The 16,132-nt window shown below is 56.5% G+C and carries 19 protein-coding genes; 13 read left to right on the forward strand and 6 right to left on the reverse strand.

The genetic code is table 11. The features are described 5' to 3' along the window. Window positions 1-228: 228 nt before the first annotated feature. On the reverse strand, window positions 229-666 hold the full coding sequence (locus HC757_RS14035) for an Sbal_3080 family lipoprotein (RefSeq protein ID WP_169565013.1): 438 nt from the start codon (window positions 664-666) through the stop codon (window positions 229-231). Between the two features lie 698 nt (window positions 667-1,364). Between HC757_RS14035 and HC757_RS14040 the strand changes: the two genes are divergently transcribed. The 8 genes from HC757_RS14040 to HC757_RS14075 all read left to right on the forward strand — a co-directional run bounded on the left by HC757_RS14040 (window position 1,365) and on the right by HC757_RS14075 (window position 8,476). Continuing rightward, window positions 1,365-1,916, forward strand: a complete 552-nt coding sequence (locus tag HC757_RS14040; protein ID WP_169565014.1) for an ADP-ribosyltransferase — start codon at window positions 1,365-1,367, stop codon at window positions 1,914-1,916. 137 nt (window positions 1,917-2,053) lie between these two features. Further along, window positions 2,054-2,671 carry an HAD family hydrolase gene (locus HC757_RS14045; protein ID WP_169565015.1) on the forward strand — a complete coding sequence of 206 codons (618 nt, stop codon included), beginning with the start codon at window positions 2,054-2,056 and terminating at the stop codon, window positions 2,669-2,671. A gap of 112 nt (window positions 2,672-2,783) precedes the next feature. Beyond that, the gene (locus HC757_RS14050; protein WP_169565016.1) at window positions 2,784-3,191 is read left to right on the forward strand and encodes a GFA family protein; all 408 of its coding nucleotides are present in this window, start codon (window positions 2,784-2,786) and stop codon (window positions 3,189-3,191) included. A gap of 83 nt (window positions 3,192-3,274) precedes the next feature. After that, entirely contained in the window at window positions 3,275-3,637 is a 363-nt protein-coding gene (locus HC757_RS14055) for a S1 RNA-binding domain-containing protein (protein ID WP_169565017.1), read from the forward strand. A gap of 149 nt (window positions 3,638-3,786) precedes the next feature. Beyond that, window positions 3,787-4,305, forward strand: a complete 519-nt coding sequence (locus tag HC757_RS14060) for a YdeI/OmpD-associated family protein (RefSeq protein ID WP_244623559.1) — start codon at window positions 3,787-3,789, stop codon at window positions 4,303-4,305. A 173-nt stretch (window positions 4,306-4,478) separates the two neighbouring features. Beyond that, entirely contained in the window at window positions 4,479-5,000 is a 522-nt protein-coding gene (locus HC757_RS14065) for a type II secretion system protein (RefSeq protein WP_211164426.1), read from the forward strand. A 278-nt stretch (window positions 5,001-5,278) separates the two neighbouring features. Then, the gene (gene fusA, locus HC757_RS14070; RefSeq protein WP_169565019.1) at window positions 5,279-7,339 is read left to right on the forward strand and encodes an elongation factor G; all 2,061 of its coding nucleotides are present in this window, start codon (window positions 5,279-5,281) and stop codon (window positions 7,337-7,339) included. 198 nt (window positions 7,340-7,537) lie between these two features. Next, window positions 7,538-8,476 (forward strand): DMT family transporter, encoded by a 939-nt coding sequence (locus HC757_RS14075; RefSeq protein WP_244623560.1) that lies wholly within the window; start codon window positions 7,538-7,540, stop codon window positions 8,474-8,476. A 12-nt stretch (window positions 8,477-8,488) separates the two neighbouring features. Here the strand turns inward: HC757_RS14075 and HC757_RS14080 are convergent, their stop codons facing one another. Both HC757_RS14080 and HC757_RS14085 read right to left on the reverse strand, forming a co-directional pair. Then, complete coding sequence (locus tag HC757_RS14080; RefSeq protein WP_169565020.1) at window positions 8,489-9,136, reverse strand: DUF2959 domain-containing protein; 648 nt, start codon at window positions 9,134-9,136, stop codon at window positions 8,489-8,491. A 60-nt stretch (window positions 9,137-9,196) separates the two neighbouring features. After that, a complete protein-coding gene (locus HC757_RS14085; RefSeq protein WP_169565021.1) occupies window positions 9,197-9,424 on the reverse strand; it encodes a hypothetical protein in 228 nt (75 codons plus the stop codon). Between the two features lie 89 nt (window positions 9,425-9,513). Here HC757_RS14085 and HC757_RS14090 point away from each other — a divergent pair, with 89 nt between their 5' ends. From HC757_RS14090 to HC757_RS14110, 5 genes are all read left to right on the forward strand, one after another. Then, window positions 9,514-10,392: a virulence factor BrkB family protein gene (locus tag HC757_RS14090; protein WP_342343073.1), complete on the forward strand. Its 879-nt coding sequence runs from the start codon at window positions 9,514-9,516 to the stop codon at window positions 10,390-10,392. Window positions 10,393-10,431: 39 nt separating this feature from the next. Next, window positions 10,432-11,370: an alpha/beta fold hydrolase gene (locus HC757_RS14095; protein WP_169565023.1), complete on the forward strand. Its 939-nt coding sequence runs from the start codon at window positions 10,432-10,434 to the stop codon at window positions 11,368-11,370. A gap of 22 nt (window positions 11,371-11,392) precedes the next feature. Next, window positions 11,393-11,830, forward strand: coding sequence for a D-aminoacyl-tRNA deacylase (gene dtd, locus HC757_RS14100; RefSeq protein WP_169565125.1), 438 nt, complete (start codon window positions 11,393-11,395; stop codon window positions 11,828-11,830). A 36-nt stretch (window positions 11,831-11,866) separates the two neighbouring features. Continuing rightward, entirely contained in the window at window positions 11,867-12,334 is a 468-nt protein-coding gene (locus tag HC757_RS14105) for a thioesterase domain-containing protein (RefSeq protein WP_425313974.1), read from the forward strand. Between the two features lie 137 nt (window positions 12,335-12,471). After that, the gene (locus tag HC757_RS14110; protein WP_169565024.1) at window positions 12,472-13,065 is read left to right on the forward strand and encodes an FMN-dependent NADH-azoreductase; all 594 of its coding nucleotides are present in this window, start codon (window positions 12,472-12,474) and stop codon (window positions 13,063-13,065) included. Between the two features lie 72 nt (window positions 13,066-13,137). Here HC757_RS14110 and HC757_RS14115 read toward each other — a convergent pair whose 3' ends face one another. The 3 genes from HC757_RS14115 to HC757_RS14125 form a co-directional block, all read right to left on the reverse strand. Next, window positions 13,138-13,617, reverse strand: a complete 480-nt coding sequence (locus HC757_RS14115) for a GNAT family N-acetyltransferase (protein ID WP_169565025.1) — start codon at window positions 13,615-13,617, stop codon at window positions 13,138-13,140. A 278-nt stretch (window positions 13,618-13,895) separates the two neighbouring features. Further along, window positions 13,896-14,639: a hypothetical protein gene (locus HC757_RS14120; RefSeq protein WP_169565026.1), complete on the reverse strand. Its 744-nt coding sequence runs from the start codon at window positions 14,637-14,639 to the stop codon at window positions 13,896-13,898. Window positions 14,640-14,670: 31 nt separating this feature from the next. Beyond that, complete coding sequence (locus HC757_RS14125; protein WP_169565027.1) at window positions 14,671-15,909, reverse strand: beta-ketoacyl-ACP synthase; 1,239 nt, start codon at window positions 15,907-15,909, stop codon at window positions 14,671-14,673. Window positions 15,910-16,132: the final 223 nt, after the last annotated feature.

A 16,132-nucleotide genomic window follows, 5' to 3' on the forward strand; every position in this document is an offset into this window, starting at 1 on the left:
TATGTCGCAAGACCGCCAACCATTAACAACCACGCCCTATTGTGAAAGGTGAACTATCGAACGACGCAAACGGATTTGGACAAGAAATGGACATTAACCTTGCTAAACCCAAGGTGACCATATATGTGCCATATTCACCATGCCTCGCTCACGCTCATCTGCTCCAACGCCTTTCGGCCGCTTCGATGGGGAGTGGGTATACTCTGCCGGCTATGTACTCACTCTTTACTAGGGATGATATTCGGCCAGCAATTCATCGAGCATTGGCATAATTTTTTTCTCGGCTCCCTGCCATTTCATCAAGGAAAATCCACCTCCTCCCCTGAGATGAAAATTGGCATAGGCCACTTGCAACCCGGATCTGTGGATCCACACCTCGGCATCTTTTAACACCATGGCAAGATCCCATGTTTGCGTCGCAGTATAGGTCACCACAAATTCGCAATAATCGGGCATTTCGCCGCGAACGAGTTTGGTATCAATGCCATGCTTATGAAATCCCTGCACCAGCACAGGAAGGAAATCCCCCCTGATCACTCTGGTATTTTCCTGAATGCATACTTGTTGCATCGCAAAAGCATCATCCATGGGTTGCACAGAGATGGCGGTGCAGCCCATTAGAGAGCAAGCCAACACTGTGACAGCCATTTGTACTGACATCTTCATAAGATCAACTCCTTTTGACGAGAGAGGTGTAAGTCTAGCAGCCCTGGATAAGGTGTGATGCGCAATGACTTCGCCTATCGCTCTTGATCTCACAAGAAGCATCCGTGTAGGCTCGACGGCGACATCTGCTGACCAAGGAGGGGCGAATGTCACGCCATGAAGCGACTCTGTCGCATTGTCTTATTACAGGGCAGTAGTGAAATGCCGGCTCTTGATCTCAAATGTCGTCATATACTCAAGCAGGGTTACGAGCTGCATTTTATGTTAAAGAGCAAAAAACCGGAGTCATGACAAGCCATCGCCTCCCGCGGGGGATGTGCAAGCACAGCTGTGACACGCCGCAAGCACATCCCTGTGGGCTCTGCGAAAACATTTGACTGCCAAGGATGGTGGAAATGCCAATTTGCGTATGGAACGCAAATGGCCCTGTTTTCGAAGGTCACAGCCATGCTTGCACTCGGGTTATATCCCTCTTCGATTTGACAGTAGTGTTACAGAGGACATGCAGCAACAGGACATTATCAACGGCGGCATCTGCATGCATGCGCGTTTAGCCTGAACGTATGGCACTAAACCGAACTTAATGCTTTACACAACAGCAGCTTGTGATAACTTGGTTTGCATTGGGCTAATGTATATATGCGCATGAGCACTATTAAAATGTTATGTTGTTACGAGGAAAATAGTAATTTAATCATATGAGTACGAGTTTAGAGCGACTTCTCAAAGTCGATATATATGACCAGTTCCTCGCTATTGTTCAGATGAATCATGGGAAGCTAAAAAAAGAGATAAGTGTTACGCGAGATGAAGCAGTTGCGCTGCATGCTTATACTAAATGTTACCCTCCAATTTATCAGGAAATTAACTCAGCATTACGCGATGGCAAGTTTAACCACTTTTTAATCAAGCTAATTGATTCGGCTTTAAATAAATTACCAGTTTACGGTGAATCAGAAGTATATCGCTGGACTGTTCCAACATTGGATGAACAAGAGTGTCTCGAAGGTAATTTGCAAGTTACTGAAAATGCATACTTGAGTACTCTGAAAGCTCCAAACCAAATTGATATGGCTGAGCATGATTGTTGGTTAATCAAAATTAGTCATCTAAATGGTCGTGATATTGCGTTATTTTCAGACGATTTTTCCCTTGAAATTCAAGAGGTATTGATCCCTCGTGGTTCGTCATTTTTTTGTGCTGATGAACGAGATGATAGTTTTGATTTAACGTTGCAACAAGTGGCTTAGAGTGTGTTGTAAGGCACAACATAACAAGCAATCAAGGTGATGCGTTACACTCGGCGGTTTTGGTTTGAAGTTCGATGCGCTTGGCAGGCTCTGTGGGCGCATACCTTATTGCAGGTGTTAGTGCTTAGGAGGATTGGATGAACCTTGCGCTCTTCGACTTTGATGGAACTATTACATCACAGGATACTTATACAAAGTTTGTCGTGGCGGCTGCGGGCCGGACTCGTCTTTACGTCGGTGGCTTTGTATTACTTCCAATAATACTGCTCTACAAACTCGGAATTGTATCGGCTCCACGAGTAAGGCCATTGATCTCAAAAGTAGCATTTTGGCGCTCATCAGAGTCAAAAGTTGTTGATATTGCCAACACTTTTGTTTCGGAATACCTGCCTACTGTCCTACGGGATGAAATGCTTGAAAAAATTGCTGAGCATAAAGCAAATGGAGATAAGGTGGTAATTGTCTCGGCTTCACTTTCTCCTTATCTCAAAATTTGGTGCAATAACTTAGATGTAGGTTTAATTTGCAGCGAACTGGAAGTGCGGAATGGGATATTAACAGGTTCGTATTTGAGCGGAGATTGCAGCAAGGAGCGAAAAGTCGAGAACATAAGAAAAACAATAAACCTCAATGAATTTGATACTATTTATGCTTACGGTGATACAGAGGAGGATATACCCATGCTAAATTTGGCAGATCTCCGCTATTACCAAGGTAAGCTTGTGTTGGAAAAGACTGTTAACAAGACTATCTAGTCGTCTGCTGCGCCGCCCTGGACAAAAACCTAGGCTCCCGGTCGCTGCGCTTTTTATTGCAGCCTACGCTTTACCCCAAATCGGGGCGTCAAAATTAGGAGTGTTTTGAAGTATGGATAAGCATTTAATGGGTGAATGTCTATGTGGCACGGTACAGTTTTTCGTAACAGATAGATTCAAGGCTTTTTATCTATGCCATTGCAAACAGTGTCAGCAACTCACCGGCTCCGCATTTGCCTCTAATATATTCACCGAACCAGACAACATTGAGTGGCTTAGTGGCCAAACAAACGTTACGACCTACGAGCACCCTGCAAGAGAGTTTTCTAAGTCATTTTGTAAAACATGTGGCTCTGCTGTACCTTTCATCAACAAAACTAAAACCTCACTGATTGTGCCTGCGGGTTCATTAAATGAACTTCCCGATATACAGCCGCAAGCCAATATTTTTACAGCTGAAGAAGCTTGTTGGCTAAAGCCAGGCTTACAGGCCGAGAATTTCAGTGGCTTCCCAGAGTAAATTTTGAACCAGGCCTGCCAGAGGGATCTGGCTACTGGAACTTCGGCCCAGGTTGGCGGCGCTGGATATCGAGAAGAGCGACTATGAATCAAACAGTGTTTAAAGTTGGCAATTATTTTAAGGCAAGAATCACACGCATAGAACCCATGCTTGAAGCTGCATTTGTTGATTACGGAGCTGAGAAACATGGATTTTTACCTTTGAAAGATATTAAAGGATACGATAAAAGGATCCATAAGGAAGGATGCATCCTTACCGTCTGTATCGGCGAAAGTGAAAGTGGCCTAAAGGGAGCGCAGGTGAACTCACTTGGCGATGTGCCTGAGGGCGAAAACCTTCATGAGCTAATAGATGTGCATGCTCAAGGCTCAAATAGAATCTCTAAATTTATCTTTATTTCTATTGTCTTGGTTGTTATCTGGGTCATGGTTGGCATGAATACCTAACAAACCCTTGCATAGTGGGCAGGAGCCGTTGGCTGGTTTTGTGCCATTCACAAGTATAGTAAGAAAAATCTTGTAAATTAACAGTATGTTAGTAGCACTTCGCGCGGAGGGAACTGGATATGGTGCAACAAGAGACAAGATCGCAATTTATGGCTCGGCTGCTTAGCCCCAAGGCGGCAGACGGCAGCGACTGGGCCTTCATAGTTCTGCCCCCTGAGGCGAGTGCCAAATTGCCGCGGCGCGGGCGCATGACGGTATCGGCGGCGATTAACGGCCACAGTTTCGAGGCCTTGCTCGAGCCGAATGGGCAGAAGAGTCACTGGCTGCGCATCGATGCCGCCCTGCTCGAAGCCTCAGCCGCGAAGATGGGGCATGAGGCAGAGTTCGAGATTGCGGCTTTGGCGCAGGAGCCTGAGCCGCAAGTGCCTGGCGATCTTGCCCTGGCGCTGCAGGCGGCCCCCGAGTCCAGGGCAACCTGGGATGCCACCACGACCCTTGCCCGGGTCGATTGGATCCATTGGATCACGTCCGCCAAGCAGGCGAAGACGCGCGCCAAGAGGATCCAGGATGCGTGCGACATGCTGGCCTCGGGCAAGAAGAGGGTTTGCTGTTTCGATCCCTCGGGCTTCTACAGCAAGGCTTTCTGTACGCCCGAAACTGCGGATTAGCAGGGGCACTGGCAGCGGCGGCCTTAGGCGAAATGCGGCTTCACCCCGACACAGCTGCCCGGTGAATTGCCATGGCCAGGATTTTTCAGTAGACTCGCGCCCGAATGGGTGGCAGAGACCTTTAGCGCGTTTTTTTCACTGTAAGCAGCATAATCTAAGGCAAAGGAGCCAAGATGGAGGCAAGGTTCAACAAGGGCTTTACCCTGATCGAACTTGTGGTTGTCATCATAATACTGGGGATCCTGGCCGTGGTTGCCGTGCCCAAGTTTGTCAATCTCAGAGACGATGCCACCAGACAGGTATTCGAAGCCGAGTTTGCCGCCTTCGAGAGTGGTGTCAAACTCTACCACACAGGCTGGTTGGTCAAGGGCCACGGCGAGGCGGTCGATAACTTGAGCAGTTTTGGGGACGGCGATGTCGATTCTAGCGCCACCGGCTGGCCCTATGCCACCGAAGGCAAGGATACTGCACTGTTCGATGCCTGTCGCCAGCTCTGGCATGGCGTCACCAACACAGATCTCAGCATAGATTATGTGGCGGATGCCGATCTGCTAAGCACTAGAGTCGATATCGCCTACACCTACTACAGCTCTCCCCGCACCTGTATCTACCGTGTCGTGGATTTCATCCAGAGGGCCCAACCCAGGCTCACCATGAAATACCAGGTCGATACCGGCTCGGTGCAGATAGATTAGCAAGCCAGGGCCTGGCCCTGCCGACAGGGTGTCCGGCCCAAGGGCCGCGCCGCCGTTTCTTAGGTTTCTTATCCCCCCTGCGACTGGCACTTTGATTCCAGACCATATTTTCTGTTACCCCCCGCAGGTTTATGACTAAGCTTTATGTGTCATGAACATCAAACACCAAACATCTACGCCAGTGATAGTCTCAAGCAGGCATGAAACCAACATGCGCCTGACGCTGGCCGGCATGGGCTATGGCCGAGCCATGCATGTAGCTAAGGGGGAGGGCGGCTATGGCCGATTTTACCACAGAGCAGATACGCAACCTGGCGGTGCTGGGGCACACGGGGGCGGGGAAGTCGTCGTTGCTGGAGGCGCTGCTGTTCCAGGCCCATGCGATACCCCAGATGGGCTGTGTGGATAAGGGCACCAATCATGCGGATTTCACCGCCCAGGAACAAGAGCATAAGCATAGTCTGGAACCCGCCTTCCTCAGCCTGAACATCGATGAGCATCAAATTAATCTGATAGATACCCCGGGATTGCCGGATTTCTTCGGTCGCGCCTTATTGCCCCTGCCCGGGGTCGAGTCCGTGCTCTTGGTGATCAATGCCAATACCGGCATAGAGCCCATCACCCAGAGAAGCTTCGAGGCGGCCAGGGCCCAGGGCAAGGTAGTGCTGATAGTGATCAATCACATAGATGGCAATGGCGACAAGCTGCCGGCCCTGGTCGAGGATATCCAGCGGCGTTTCGGCCATCGCTGTCTGCCGGTGAACTTGCCCAGCCGCGATCTGGAGCAAGTGATGGATTGTTACCTGCACCCGCCACAGGAGGCCGCTGGCGAGCCGCTGTTTCATACCCTGAGCGCGGCCCGCGATGAATTGGTCGATACCGTGCTGGAAGAAGACGAAGCCCTGATGGATCTGTATCTGGAACAGGGCGAATCCCTGGATGCCGAGCAGCTGCATGCGCCCCTGGAAACCGCGCTGAGGCTGGGGCATCTGGTTCCTGTGTGCTTCACCAGCGCCGGGACTCAGGTGGGCGTCACCGCCTTGCTCGAACTCATCACGGCGCTATGCCCAAATCCTTTGGAGGCCAACCCGCCGCAGTTCATGTGCGGCTCGGGTGCCGATGCCAAGCCTGTGACTGTGAGTCGCTCGCCGGACGATCATGTGCTGGCCCATGTGTTTCGGGTGGCGATAGATCCCTTCTTCGGCCGCATGGGGGTGTTCAGGGTGCATCAGGGCACGATTCAGCTCGGGATGAAGTTGCTGATAGGCGATAGCCGCAAGCCCTTCAAGGTGACGGGCCTGTTCAAGCTGCAGGGGGATAAACAGTTGCCCGTGACCCGCGCCGTGGCGGGCGACATCTGCGCCCTGTCCAAGATAGATGAGCTGCAGCCGGGAGCCGTGCTGCACGATTGCCACGAGGAAGACGAGTTTCATCTGCCCGATCCCATGCTGCCGCAGCCCATCTTCGGTCTGGCGGTGTCGGCCAGGCGGCGCGGCGACGAGCAGAAACTGGCCGAAGTGCTCAACAAGTTGGTAGTGGAAGATCCCAGCCTGAACGTCACGCGCAGCGAGGCCGAGGGACAGACGATATTGCAGGGCCAGGGGGATCTGCATCTGCAGATAGCGCTGGAGAAGGCACACTCTGTCTATAACCTGGATCTGGATACCGCCGTGCCTGCGGTCGCTTACCGCGAAACCATTACCCAACTTGCCAGGGCGCGTTACCGCCACAAGAAACAATCGGGTGGTGCGGGCCAGTTCGGCGAGGTGGAATTGCTGCTCGAACCTTTGCCGCGCGGGGCCGGCTTCGAGTTCGTCAACAAGGTGGTTGGCGGCTCGGTGCCCGGGCAGTACATACCCGCGGTAGAGAAAGGGGTGAAGGAGGCCATGAATGCCGGGGTGTTGGCGGGCTATCCCATGCAGGATATCCGGGTGTCCTTGCTCGATGGCAAGCACCACAGCGTCGACTCCAAGGAGATCGCCTTCGTGATGGCGGGCAAGAAGGCCTTCATGGATGCGGCCAGGCTGGCATCTGCTGTGATCCTCGAGCCCATAGTACAGCTGCAGGTCTGTGTGTCACAGGATCATGTCGGCGATATCACAGGGGATATCAGCGCCAATCGTGGCATCATCTGTGGTACCCAGGCCCTGACGACGGGCAAGGTCGAAGTGGCGGCCGAGGCGCCGTTGGCGACGGTGGAAGATTACTCGACCCGGCTCAAGTCGATGACGGGCGGTGACGGTCAGTTTGTCATGGCATTCAAACGCTACGAAGCTGTGCCCGACTATGTGCAGAAGACCCTGATAGCCGAGGCCAGCGCCAAGGCAAGCGCGTCATAGCAGATCGGAACATAGTCGATCGGAACATAGTCGACCGGATCATAGTTAAACAGCGCGTCGCCAACCGTCTTATGGCAGATGGGCGACCCTGCTTTCACTCTGCCCTCACTCTGTTAGCGGCTTGGATAACCAGGTCAGCAAGCGTGAATTAGGTGTGATACCGCATCCCTATACACGCCATCTTTGCGGGTGAAGACCATGACAGCCTCAATGCAGAGCCGCTTCAAACTCTTTGGCCTGACCTTGGCGACCATGCTGGCCTTTGCCGGTAATTCGCTCTTATGCCGGCAGGCGCTCGCCCATACCGGCATGGACGCCGCCAGCTTCACCTCGGTTCGCCTCCTGTCCGGCACCCTGGCCTTGCTGCTCATCTGCCGGGCCACCTCTCGTCCCTACAGAGGGCAGGGCAACTGGATCTCGGCGGCGGCCCTGTTTGGCTATGCCGCCGGCTTCTCATTCGCCTATCTGGCCTTGCCGGCCGGTGTCGGTGCCCTGTTGCTGTTCGGCGCCGTGCAGACCAGCATGATAGGCTACGGCTGCTGGCGTGGCGAGCGGCTGGCGGCGGTGCAGTGGTTGGGGTTGTTGCTGGCGTTAACCGGCCTGTTGGGACTCTTGTTGCCCGGCGCCGCGGCGGCGCCATTGCCGGCCTCCCTGCTGATGCTGTTTGCCGGGGCGTCCTGGGGCCTGTATTCCCTGCGTGGCCGCAGTGCGGCTCACCCTGCAACCGGAGCCGCGAATGGCAGCGGCAAGGCCATCTCGTTGACCGCTGGCAATTTTCTGCGCACCTTGCCCTTTACCTTGGTCTTGAGCGCCTCGGTCCTGCTCGCGAGTGCCTTCGACATGGGCCGGCTCTCCATGCCCCCGGCCGGGCTGGCCTATGCCGTTGCCTCCGGCGCCCTGGCATCGGGTGTGGGCTACGCCATCTGGTACAGCGTCCTGCCCTATTTGAAGGCGACTCAGGCGGCCACGGTGCAATTGAGTGTGCCCGTGCTGGCGGCCTTCGGCGGCGTGCTGCTGCTCGATGAGCGCGTTTCCCTGCGTTTGCTGCTGGCGTCCGCAGCCATCCTTGGCGGTGTGGCCCTGGTGCTGCTGGAGGCCAAGCCTAAAGCTGAGCCCAAAGCCGGTCCCGGGAGTTAGGCCCGGGACCGGCTATTCGCCTTCCAGTGAGGCGATGAACTTGTTGGACTCGGCGATGGACTTGTTCATCTCCTTGATGAGCCCTGAGATATCGGTTTTCAGGCTGGCGAACTCGCCCCTGATGGCACCTATGGCCCGGGCGTTGAGGTTATGCTTCAGGTACAGCATGTTGTCTTTCATGGCGGTCAGGATCGGCGGCATCTTGGCTTCGGCGCGGCGCATGCTGCCCAGGAGTTTCTGGTAGGAGCTGCGGGTGGCCTTGAGCTTGGTGTCGCTGCTGCGGCGCAGGCTGGCCTTGCTGATCTCGCCGATTTCGGTTTGCCATTCCTCGAATAAGGCCTCGGCAACGTCTTCGACCTTGTCTATGCGTTTGCTGACCTCGTCGGCCGCATCCTGGGCCGATTCGTACTCGTCCCTGGCCTTGTTGTAGGCTTGTTCCAGATCGCCGCCATCATGGCTGAGCAGGGCCTGCATTTCCGCCAGCGCCGAGCTGAATTGCTCCTGCGCCTCCTGTTGGGATTCCTTGGCGTCTTTTACCCTGTCGACCATGATGTCGCGCTTGTGGTAGCCGACCTTTTCCATGGCGCCATAGTAGGCGCTCTGGCAACCGCCGAGCAGCAGGCTGGCCGTGACCAGCATCAGGGAGAGTGCATTTTTCATGAGTGAGTCCGTGTTAAGTTATGTCTGCTGTGATAGCCGGAGGCGCGTGGCGCCAGGCTGTCAGTCGGCCTTGAAGGTGGCCGCATCTATAATGCTCCACAGGTGGACTATGCCGGCTATGATGGCCGGGACTACCAACCACCACAGTGCATAACCGACGACGGGGATCAGGAAAAACAGCAGCGCGGCCAGGATACGGCCCTGCACCAACTGGCCTAACCCGGGGAAGAAAAAACTCGCGATGGCGGCAATCACGTTGCCGGTCGATCCTTGTCCTTGTTGAGACATCAATTCACTCCTGAGACTTGTACATTTTAGCCGATAGGCTTTATTGTACGAAGATACCCATGCAGCAGCCATTCAATCAAGAGAAAACCGTGATAAAAAAGATAGATATAACGCATTTCCGTTCCTTCTCCCTGGGTGTCTGGTCGTTTCTGCTGCACCTGAAACAACGCCTGCATCAGGATCAGATCAACATTCGCGCCGGTCATCTGGCCTATGTGACTCTGTTATCCCTGGTGCCCATGGTGGCCGTGACCATGTCCATGTTGTCTGTCTTTCCCGTGTTCAAGGGGATCCGCGGCCAGATAGAAGCCTTCGTCTACAATAATTTTCTGCCAGCCGCCGGCGACACTGTGCATCTCTACCTCAATGAATTCGTCCACAACGCCTCCAAGGGCACGGCGGTGGGGATAGGCTTCCTGGTGGTGGTGGCCATCATGCTGATTTCCGCCATCGACAAGTCGCTCAACAATATCTGGCGTACCAAGGAAAAACGCCAGGCCGTGGTGTCTTTCTCCATGTATTGGATGGTGCTCACCCTGGGGCCCGTGCTGGTGGGCGCCAGCCTGGTGGCGACCTCCTATCTGGTATCGCTCAAGTTATTCGACCAGGAGGCGCTGTCGGGGCTGATGCCGCTGCTGGTGGCGCGACTGCCGCTGCTGTTTTCGATCGCGGCGTTCCTGCTGCTCTACATGGTGGTGCCGAATCAGAAAGTCAGATTTCTGCATGCCCTGCTCGGGGCCTTGGTGGCGGCACTCCTGTTCGAGGCCGGCAAACGGGCCTTTGCCCTGTATGTGACCCAGTTTCCCAGTTATGAGGCCATCTATGGCGCGCTGGCGACCATTCCCATCCTCTTCGTCTGGGTCTATCTGTCATGGATCATAGTGCTGCTGGGAGCGGAAATTACCGCCGCCTTGCCCGAATATCTGGATGGCGCGCCGGCAGCCGCGGCCCCCTCAGATGAGGTCTGATGCCGGACTCCGCCGGCATCTGCGCCTGGAGCCGAGCGCATGACGGCGAGCCTGATACGGCGCGACTGGTTGGCCGTGGGTGAGGGCCATGAGCTGCATCTGGCTCAGTATGGCAATCCCAAAGGTGTGCCCTTGCTCTACCTCCATGGCGGCCCGGGGGCGGGCTGCTCTGTGGACGAGCTGAGCCTGTTCGATGGCCGCCGCTTTCGTATCCTCCTGCTGGATCAGCGTGGCGCCGGCTTGTCCCGTCCCAGTGGCGAGTTGGCCCACAACGACCTGGAGGCGCTGTTGGCCGATATAGAGAAGGTGCGTCTCTGGCTGGGGGTGAGGCGTTTATGCCTGGTTGGCGGCTCATTCGGGGCGACGCTGGGGCTGATCTACAGTGGCCGTCATCCCGACAGGGTGCTGGCCCAGGTTTACTGGGGACTGTTTATTCCATCACGGGCCGGCCTGGAGTGGCTCTACGGCCAAGAAGGCGCCGCGGTCCGCTTCCCCCAGGCCTACGGGGCGCTGCTGGGGGAGTCGGATTGTGACTCGGCCGCGGCCCTGATAGCCCATTATTATGCCGGCGTGACGCGAGCCGCCGCCGACACACGCCTGGCCTATGTCAGGCGCTGGCTCGAGTGGGAGTTGGCGCTGGCGCTGCCCGGCGCGGTCGTGCCGCGTTCTCTGCTCGCCCAGGCTCGAGCCCAGGCGCTGGCGCGTATCGAGCTGCACTTCGCCCATCAGGGGTATTTTGCCGCCAACGAACACTTGTTTGAGATCTGGGCCGGGATAACGGCCCAGACCCAGATACTGCAGGCCAACCAAGACTGGGTATGTCCCCCGCATCTGGCGCGGCAATTCCAGCGGCTGATGCCGCAGCCGCGAATAAGCTACCGAGAGGTGGCGGGGCATCATCTGCTGGCCGACAACCTGACTCAGCTGCAGGTGCGGGCGGCGATAGCCGCCATGGAACTGGGCAATCTTGTGCCCTAGCCAACCAAGAGGAGAAATGAGTTTGATAGCCTTGATACAGAGAGTCAGCCGCGCCAGGGTCACGGTCGATGCTGACATTACCGGCGCCATAGATAGGGGACTGTTGGTGCTTCTGGGCGTCGAGCGAGACGACAACCTGGAGAAGATGGAGAAGCTGGCGACCAAGGTCATGAGCTACCGGGTGTTCGCCGACGCCGGCGGCAAGATGAATCTCAATCTGCAGCAGGTGGGGGGCCAGCTGTTAGTGGTGTCGCAGTTTACCCTGGCGGCCGACACGGGCCGTGGATTGAGACCGAGTTTTTCCGGCGCGGGCACGCCGGAACAGGCACTGCACTTGTATGAAGCCTTCGTGGCTTATTGCCGCCGCCAGGGCATAAGCACAGAAACGGGGCGCTTTGGTGCCGACATGCAGGTCGAGCTGGTCAACGATGGCCCTGTGACCTTCCAACTGCAGGTCTGAGTGAACGAACACGCGTCCAATGGCCATTAACAAGAGATGAGCAAGCATATGGATCCCCAAGATTATCCCGAGCTGCTGGAACGGCTGCGCCGCACCTGGCACGACGCCATTCCCGTGAGTGAATTCATGGCGATACGCCCCTCGGCGTTCGATGGCAGGTCGTTGACGGTCGAGGCGCCGCTGGCGCCCAACATCAACTTGCATCAGACCATGTTTGCCGGCAGCATCTATACCCTGATGACGCTCAGCGGCTGGGGCATGCTGTGGCTGCAACAGCAGCTGGCGGGGGTCAGCGGCGATATCGTCCTGGCCGATGCCCATATACGCTATCTCGCACCGGTCACGGGCAATCCCCTGGCCAAGGTGGCCTGGCCAGAGGCAGGACAGGCGGCCTTGAGCCAGGGCCGCAAGGCCAAGGTCAAGCTGGAGGTCGAACTCTTCAGCGCCGATACCCTGTGCGCCCGCTTCAGCGGCCTGTACGTCAGCCTGCCGCCCAAGGGGTGAACCCATCCTTTCTATTTAATCGAAGCTATTAACAGATTTTATCCGCTATATTTCTTTTTTATAGGCTAATAAACTGGCGCCATCGAGTTGGGAATGGCCTTTCAACTCACTTGGATTTACGTGCGGAGTTATTGATTATGTCTAAAGTATTAGTGTTGAAATCCAGTATCCTGGGTGATTATTCACAGTCTGCTCAGCTGGTAGAGCATCTGATCCAACATTGGCAGCAGCAGGGCGCCGAGATCACCACCCGGGATCTGGCAGCCGATCCCTTGCCGGTACTGGATGGTGAAATTGCCAGCGGCTTGCGTGGTGGCGAAGATCTGACCCAGCGCCAGCTGAGTGCCCTCGCCCTGTCCGATACCCTGATAGGCGAACTTAAGGCGCACGATACCTTAGTGATCACTGCGCCCATGTATAACTTCAGCATCCCGACTCAGCTGAAAAACTGGATAGATCTGATCGCCCGTGCCGGAGTGACCTTCAGCTACACTGAGAAGGGGCCCAAGGGGCTGTTGGAAGGCAAGCGCGCGGTCGTGATCACCACCCGTGGCGGCATGCATAAGGATGGCGCCTCGGATCACGTGGTGCCTTACCTGAAGACGGTACTGGGTTTCGTCGGCATCACCGAAGTGGAAACCGTTTACGGTGAAGCCCTGGCCATGGGCCCGGAAGCCAGCGAGCAAGCCATGGCCGCCGCCAAGCAAGACTTAGAGCAAGTGCCTGCCTAACCAGGCAAAGACCGACGGGCTCCCTCGGGAGCCGAAAATAGACGCCTCATCCCAGCGGATCGAGGCGTTTTTTTATGCCTCGCCCTGGGGCTCAGGTAGCAGCCGCCTGCTCATGAACAGGCTGTTGGGGTCCGGGCGATAGTCGCCGAAGGGCGGGCAGAACGCGAAGCCGTGTTTGGCATACAAGCTGCGCGCCGGCGCGAAAAACGCCATGCTGCCGGTCTCCAGGCTCAGACGTTGCACGCCGCAGTTGCCGGCATCCGCTATCAGGTGCGCCAGCAAGCTGGAGGCCACGCCCCGGCGTTGGAAGCGGCTCGCGGTGCGCATGGATTTGATTTCTGCATGCCCGGCGTCGAGCCGTTTGAGGGCGCCGCAACCGGCCAGCTCGCCCTCTAGCCATAGGGTCCAGAAACGTATTTCGGGCCGGCGCAGCCCCTCGAGATCCAGGGCATGGACGCTTTCCGGGGGCGAGGTCGCGCGCATGTCGTCGAGATGCTCCTGCAAGAGGGCGGCGACTTCCGGGCCAGACAGATCGTCGAGTACAATTTTCATCTTTACCTCCTATGGAATATTTCGGTATCAGAACCAGAGCCCGGCGCAGAGCCAGAATGTCGCCAGGTGCCAGCAAGAGTCATGCCTGGTTGAGCCGCCGCGGCGGCACGGGATGTCCAGGCGAGCTCAACCCAGGTTGCCCCTTGAAGGTGCAAATGGGAGCCGGTATGCGCGCTTGCCGTGCGTTCGCTAACGCCGAGGTGCAGAGGTGTTGAGGGGAGCGGCAGTCGGGTTGGTGCCGGACCAGAGCCCCGAAGGACCTGGGGCCGGCGCCTGTATCAGTAATAGCTTTTCATGTATTTGGCGGCGTAGTTGCGCAGCTTCTTCTGCGGGGCGTTGGCGGCGATATCGGCAATCACGGGTCTGTATTTGACATTGCCCGAGCTGGCGAGGGCCTTGGCCATATGAGCGTAAGTATCTATGGCGAGCTTGTCGTTGCTCAGCAGACGTTGGGCCTGCAGCTCTGAGCTCAGTTGCGAGAGCATGAAATCATCATACTTGCTTTCCTCCATGAGGCGTTTGGCGGCCATGCGCATGAGTTCCAGCTCGTTACTGTGCAGCGCATTGGCATACAGGTTATTGCTTTGGCTCTGGCCGATATCATAGTGACTCTTGTCGGTCAGAATGGCGTTCCACACCTTGTACTGAGACAGGTTAGCGCGCGCCTGCTTGGCGTACTTCCGCAGTTTCTTGGGGTAGCTGCCGTGGATAAGGCTGTCTATGGTACCGAGATACTTGTCGTTACCCGAATAGGCCAGCCCCTTGACCAACCAGGCGCTGTAGTCGACGGCAGTCTTGTCTGTCGCCTCCGGCAGTGAGGCTATCAACCTGGCTTCCAGGGCATCGAAGATGGCGGGATCCGACAAGCCCGCCATCGCCAGGGCTTCGATCGCTTGTTTCTGTCTGAATTGGCTGTCGCCCTGAAACACGGCGCGATAACTCTCGGGGGTGAATTCGCCGGCCGAGGCTTGAGGGCCAAACAGGCTGGCTGCCAGTAAGAGACTGGCGACGAATGACTTCATGTGAATGTCCTTATTATGAATGAAAGCCGTGTTAAGCGCTCCAGCGCTTGAAGATCAGCGAGGTGTTGATGCCGCCGAAGGCAAAATTATTGCTCATCACATGGTCGGTGTCCAGCCGGCGTATGTCGCCGCGAATATAGTCCAACTCGGCACACTGAGGGTCCAGGTTATCCAGGTTCAGCGTTGGGGCGAACCAGCCCGCATGCATCATCTCTATGCTGAGCCAGGCCTCCAGTGCGCCACAGGCGCCCAGAGTATGGCCGGTGTAACTCTTGAGCGAGGATATCGGCATATGGGCACCGAACACAGAGTGGGTGGCCTGACTCTCGGCTATGTCGCCGCGTTCCGTGGCCGTGCCATGGGCGTTGACATAGCCTATGGCATCCGGCGACAGCTCGGCATCGGTCAGCGCCTGGCGGATGGCGATTTCCATGGTCTTGGCATTGGGCTGGGTGACATGCAAACCATCCGAGTTGGTGCCGAAGCCGACTATTTCGGCGTAAATCCTGGCGCCGCGGGCCTTGGCGTGCTCCAGCTCTTCCAGCACCAGGGTGCAGGCGCCTTCGCCTATCACCAAACCATCCCTGTCGCGGTCGAACGGACGCGGCGTCAGGCTGGGGGTGTCATTTTTGGTGCTGGTGGCAAACAGGGTGTCGAACACCACGGCCTCTGTGGGGCAGAGTTCTTCGCCGCCACCGGCCAGCATCAGGGTCTGACGCCCGTACTTGATCGCCTCGAAGGCGTAGCCTATGCCTTGGCTGCCCGAGGTGCATGCGCTGCTGGTGGTATGCACCCGTCCCTTGAGGCCGAAAAAGACCCCGACATTGACTGCCGTGGTGTGGGGCATCATGCGTATATAGCTGGTGGCGGTGACGCCGGACATGTCGCCGTCCTTGAGCATGTTGCCGAAGGCGGTGATGGCGTCCGTGCTGCCGGTGGAGGAGCCGTAGGCTATGCCCATGGCACCCGAGGCGACGACAGGGTCGTCGAGCAGCCCAGCGTCGAGCAGCGCCAGCTCGCTGGCGCGGGTCGCCATGATAGAGACACGTCCCATGGAACGGATCTTCTTGCGTGAGTAGTGTGCCGGCACCTCGAAATCCGTGATGGGCGCCGCCAGACGGGTATTCAGCCCCTGGTACCTATCCCACTCCGGCATGCTGACCACGCAGTTGTGTTGGGCCTGCAGCCGCTTGGCTATGCTGGGCCAGTCATGGCCCAGGGCGCTGATGCCGGCCATGCCGGTGATCACTACACGTTTTGTTGCGCCCATGTCAGATCATGCCTCCGTTGACCGAGAATAATCGTTGCCGGGTGATGTGTGTGGCAGGCATTGGCATGGAAAAAGGTGTGTTGAGTGTCATAGCATGCCCCCGTTGACCGAGAATAATCGTTGCCGGGTGATGCGTGTGACAGGCATTGGCATGGAAAAAGGTGTGTTGAGTGTCATAGCATGCCTCCGTTGACCGAGAATAATCGTTGCCGGGTGATGTGTG

The organism is Shewanella salipaludis (genome assembly GCF_012911865.1).
Classification (GTDB): Bacteria; Pseudomonadota; Gammaproteobacteria; order Enterobacterales; family Shewanellaceae; genus Shewanella; species Shewanella salipaludis.

Bases quoted from the DNA above. Each gene is read 5' to 3' on its own strand.
- HC757_RS14035 (WP_169565013.1), bottom strand. From the start codon at position 666: ATGAAGATGTCAGTACAAATGGCTGTCACAGTGTTGGCTTGCTCTCTA.
- HC757_RS14040 (WP_169565014.1), top strand. From the start codon at position 1,365: ATGAGTACGAGTTTAGAGCGACTTCTCAAAGTCGATATATATGACCAG.
- HC757_RS14045 (WP_169565015.1), top strand. From the start codon at position 2,054: ATGAACCTTGCGCTCTTCGACTTTGATGGAACTATTACATCACAGGAT.
- HC757_RS14050 (WP_169565016.1), top strand. From the start codon at position 2,784: ATGGATAAGCATTTAATGGGTGAATGTCTATGTGGCACGGTACAGTTT.
- HC757_RS14055 (WP_169565017.1), top strand. From the start codon at position 3,275: ATGAATCAAACAGTGTTTAAAGTTGGCAATTATTTTAAGGCAAGAATC.
- HC757_RS14060 (WP_244623559.1), top strand. From the start codon at position 3,787: ATGGCTCGGCTGCTTAGCCCCAAGGCGGCAGACGGCAGCGACTGGGCC.
- HC757_RS14065 (WP_211164426.1), top strand. From the start codon at position 4,479: ATGGAGGCAAGGTTCAACAAGGGCTTTACCCTGATCGAACTTGTGGTT.
- fusA (WP_169565019.1), top strand. From the start codon at position 5,279: ATGGCCGATTTTACCACAGAGCAGATACGCAACCTGGCGGTGCTGGGG.
- HC757_RS14075 (WP_244623560.1), top strand. From the start codon at position 7,538: ATGACAGCCTCAATGCAGAGCCGCTTCAAACTCTTTGGCCTGACCTTG.
- HC757_RS14080 (WP_169565020.1), bottom strand. From the start codon at position 9,136: ATGAAAAATGCACTCTCCCTGATGCTGGTCACGGCCAGCCTGCTGCTC.
- HC757_RS14085 (WP_169565021.1), bottom strand. From the start codon at position 9,424: ATGTCTCAACAAGGACAAGGATCGACCGGCAACGTGATTGCCGCCATC.
- HC757_RS14095 (WP_169565023.1), top strand. From the start codon at position 10,432: ATGACGGCGAGCCTGATACGGCGCGACTGGTTGGCCGTGGGTGAGGGC.
- HC757_RS14105 (WP_425313974.1), top strand. From the start codon at position 11,867: ATGAGCAAGCATATGGATCCCCAAGATTATCCCGAGCTGCTGGAACGG.
- HC757_RS14110 (WP_169565024.1), top strand. From the start codon at position 12,472: ATGTCTAAAGTATTAGTGTTGAAATCCAGTATCCTGGGTGATTATTCA.
- HC757_RS14115 (WP_169565025.1), bottom strand. From the start codon at position 13,617: ATGAAAATTGTACTCGACGATCTGTCTGGCCCGGAAGTCGCCGCCCTC.
- HC757_RS14120 (WP_169565026.1), bottom strand. From the start codon at position 14,639: ATGAAGTCATTCGTCGCCAGTCTCTTACTGGCAGCCAGCCTGTTTGGC.
- HC757_RS14125 (WP_169565027.1), bottom strand. From the start codon at position 15,909: ATGGGCGCAACAAAACGTGTAGTGATCACCGGCATGGCCGGCATCAGC.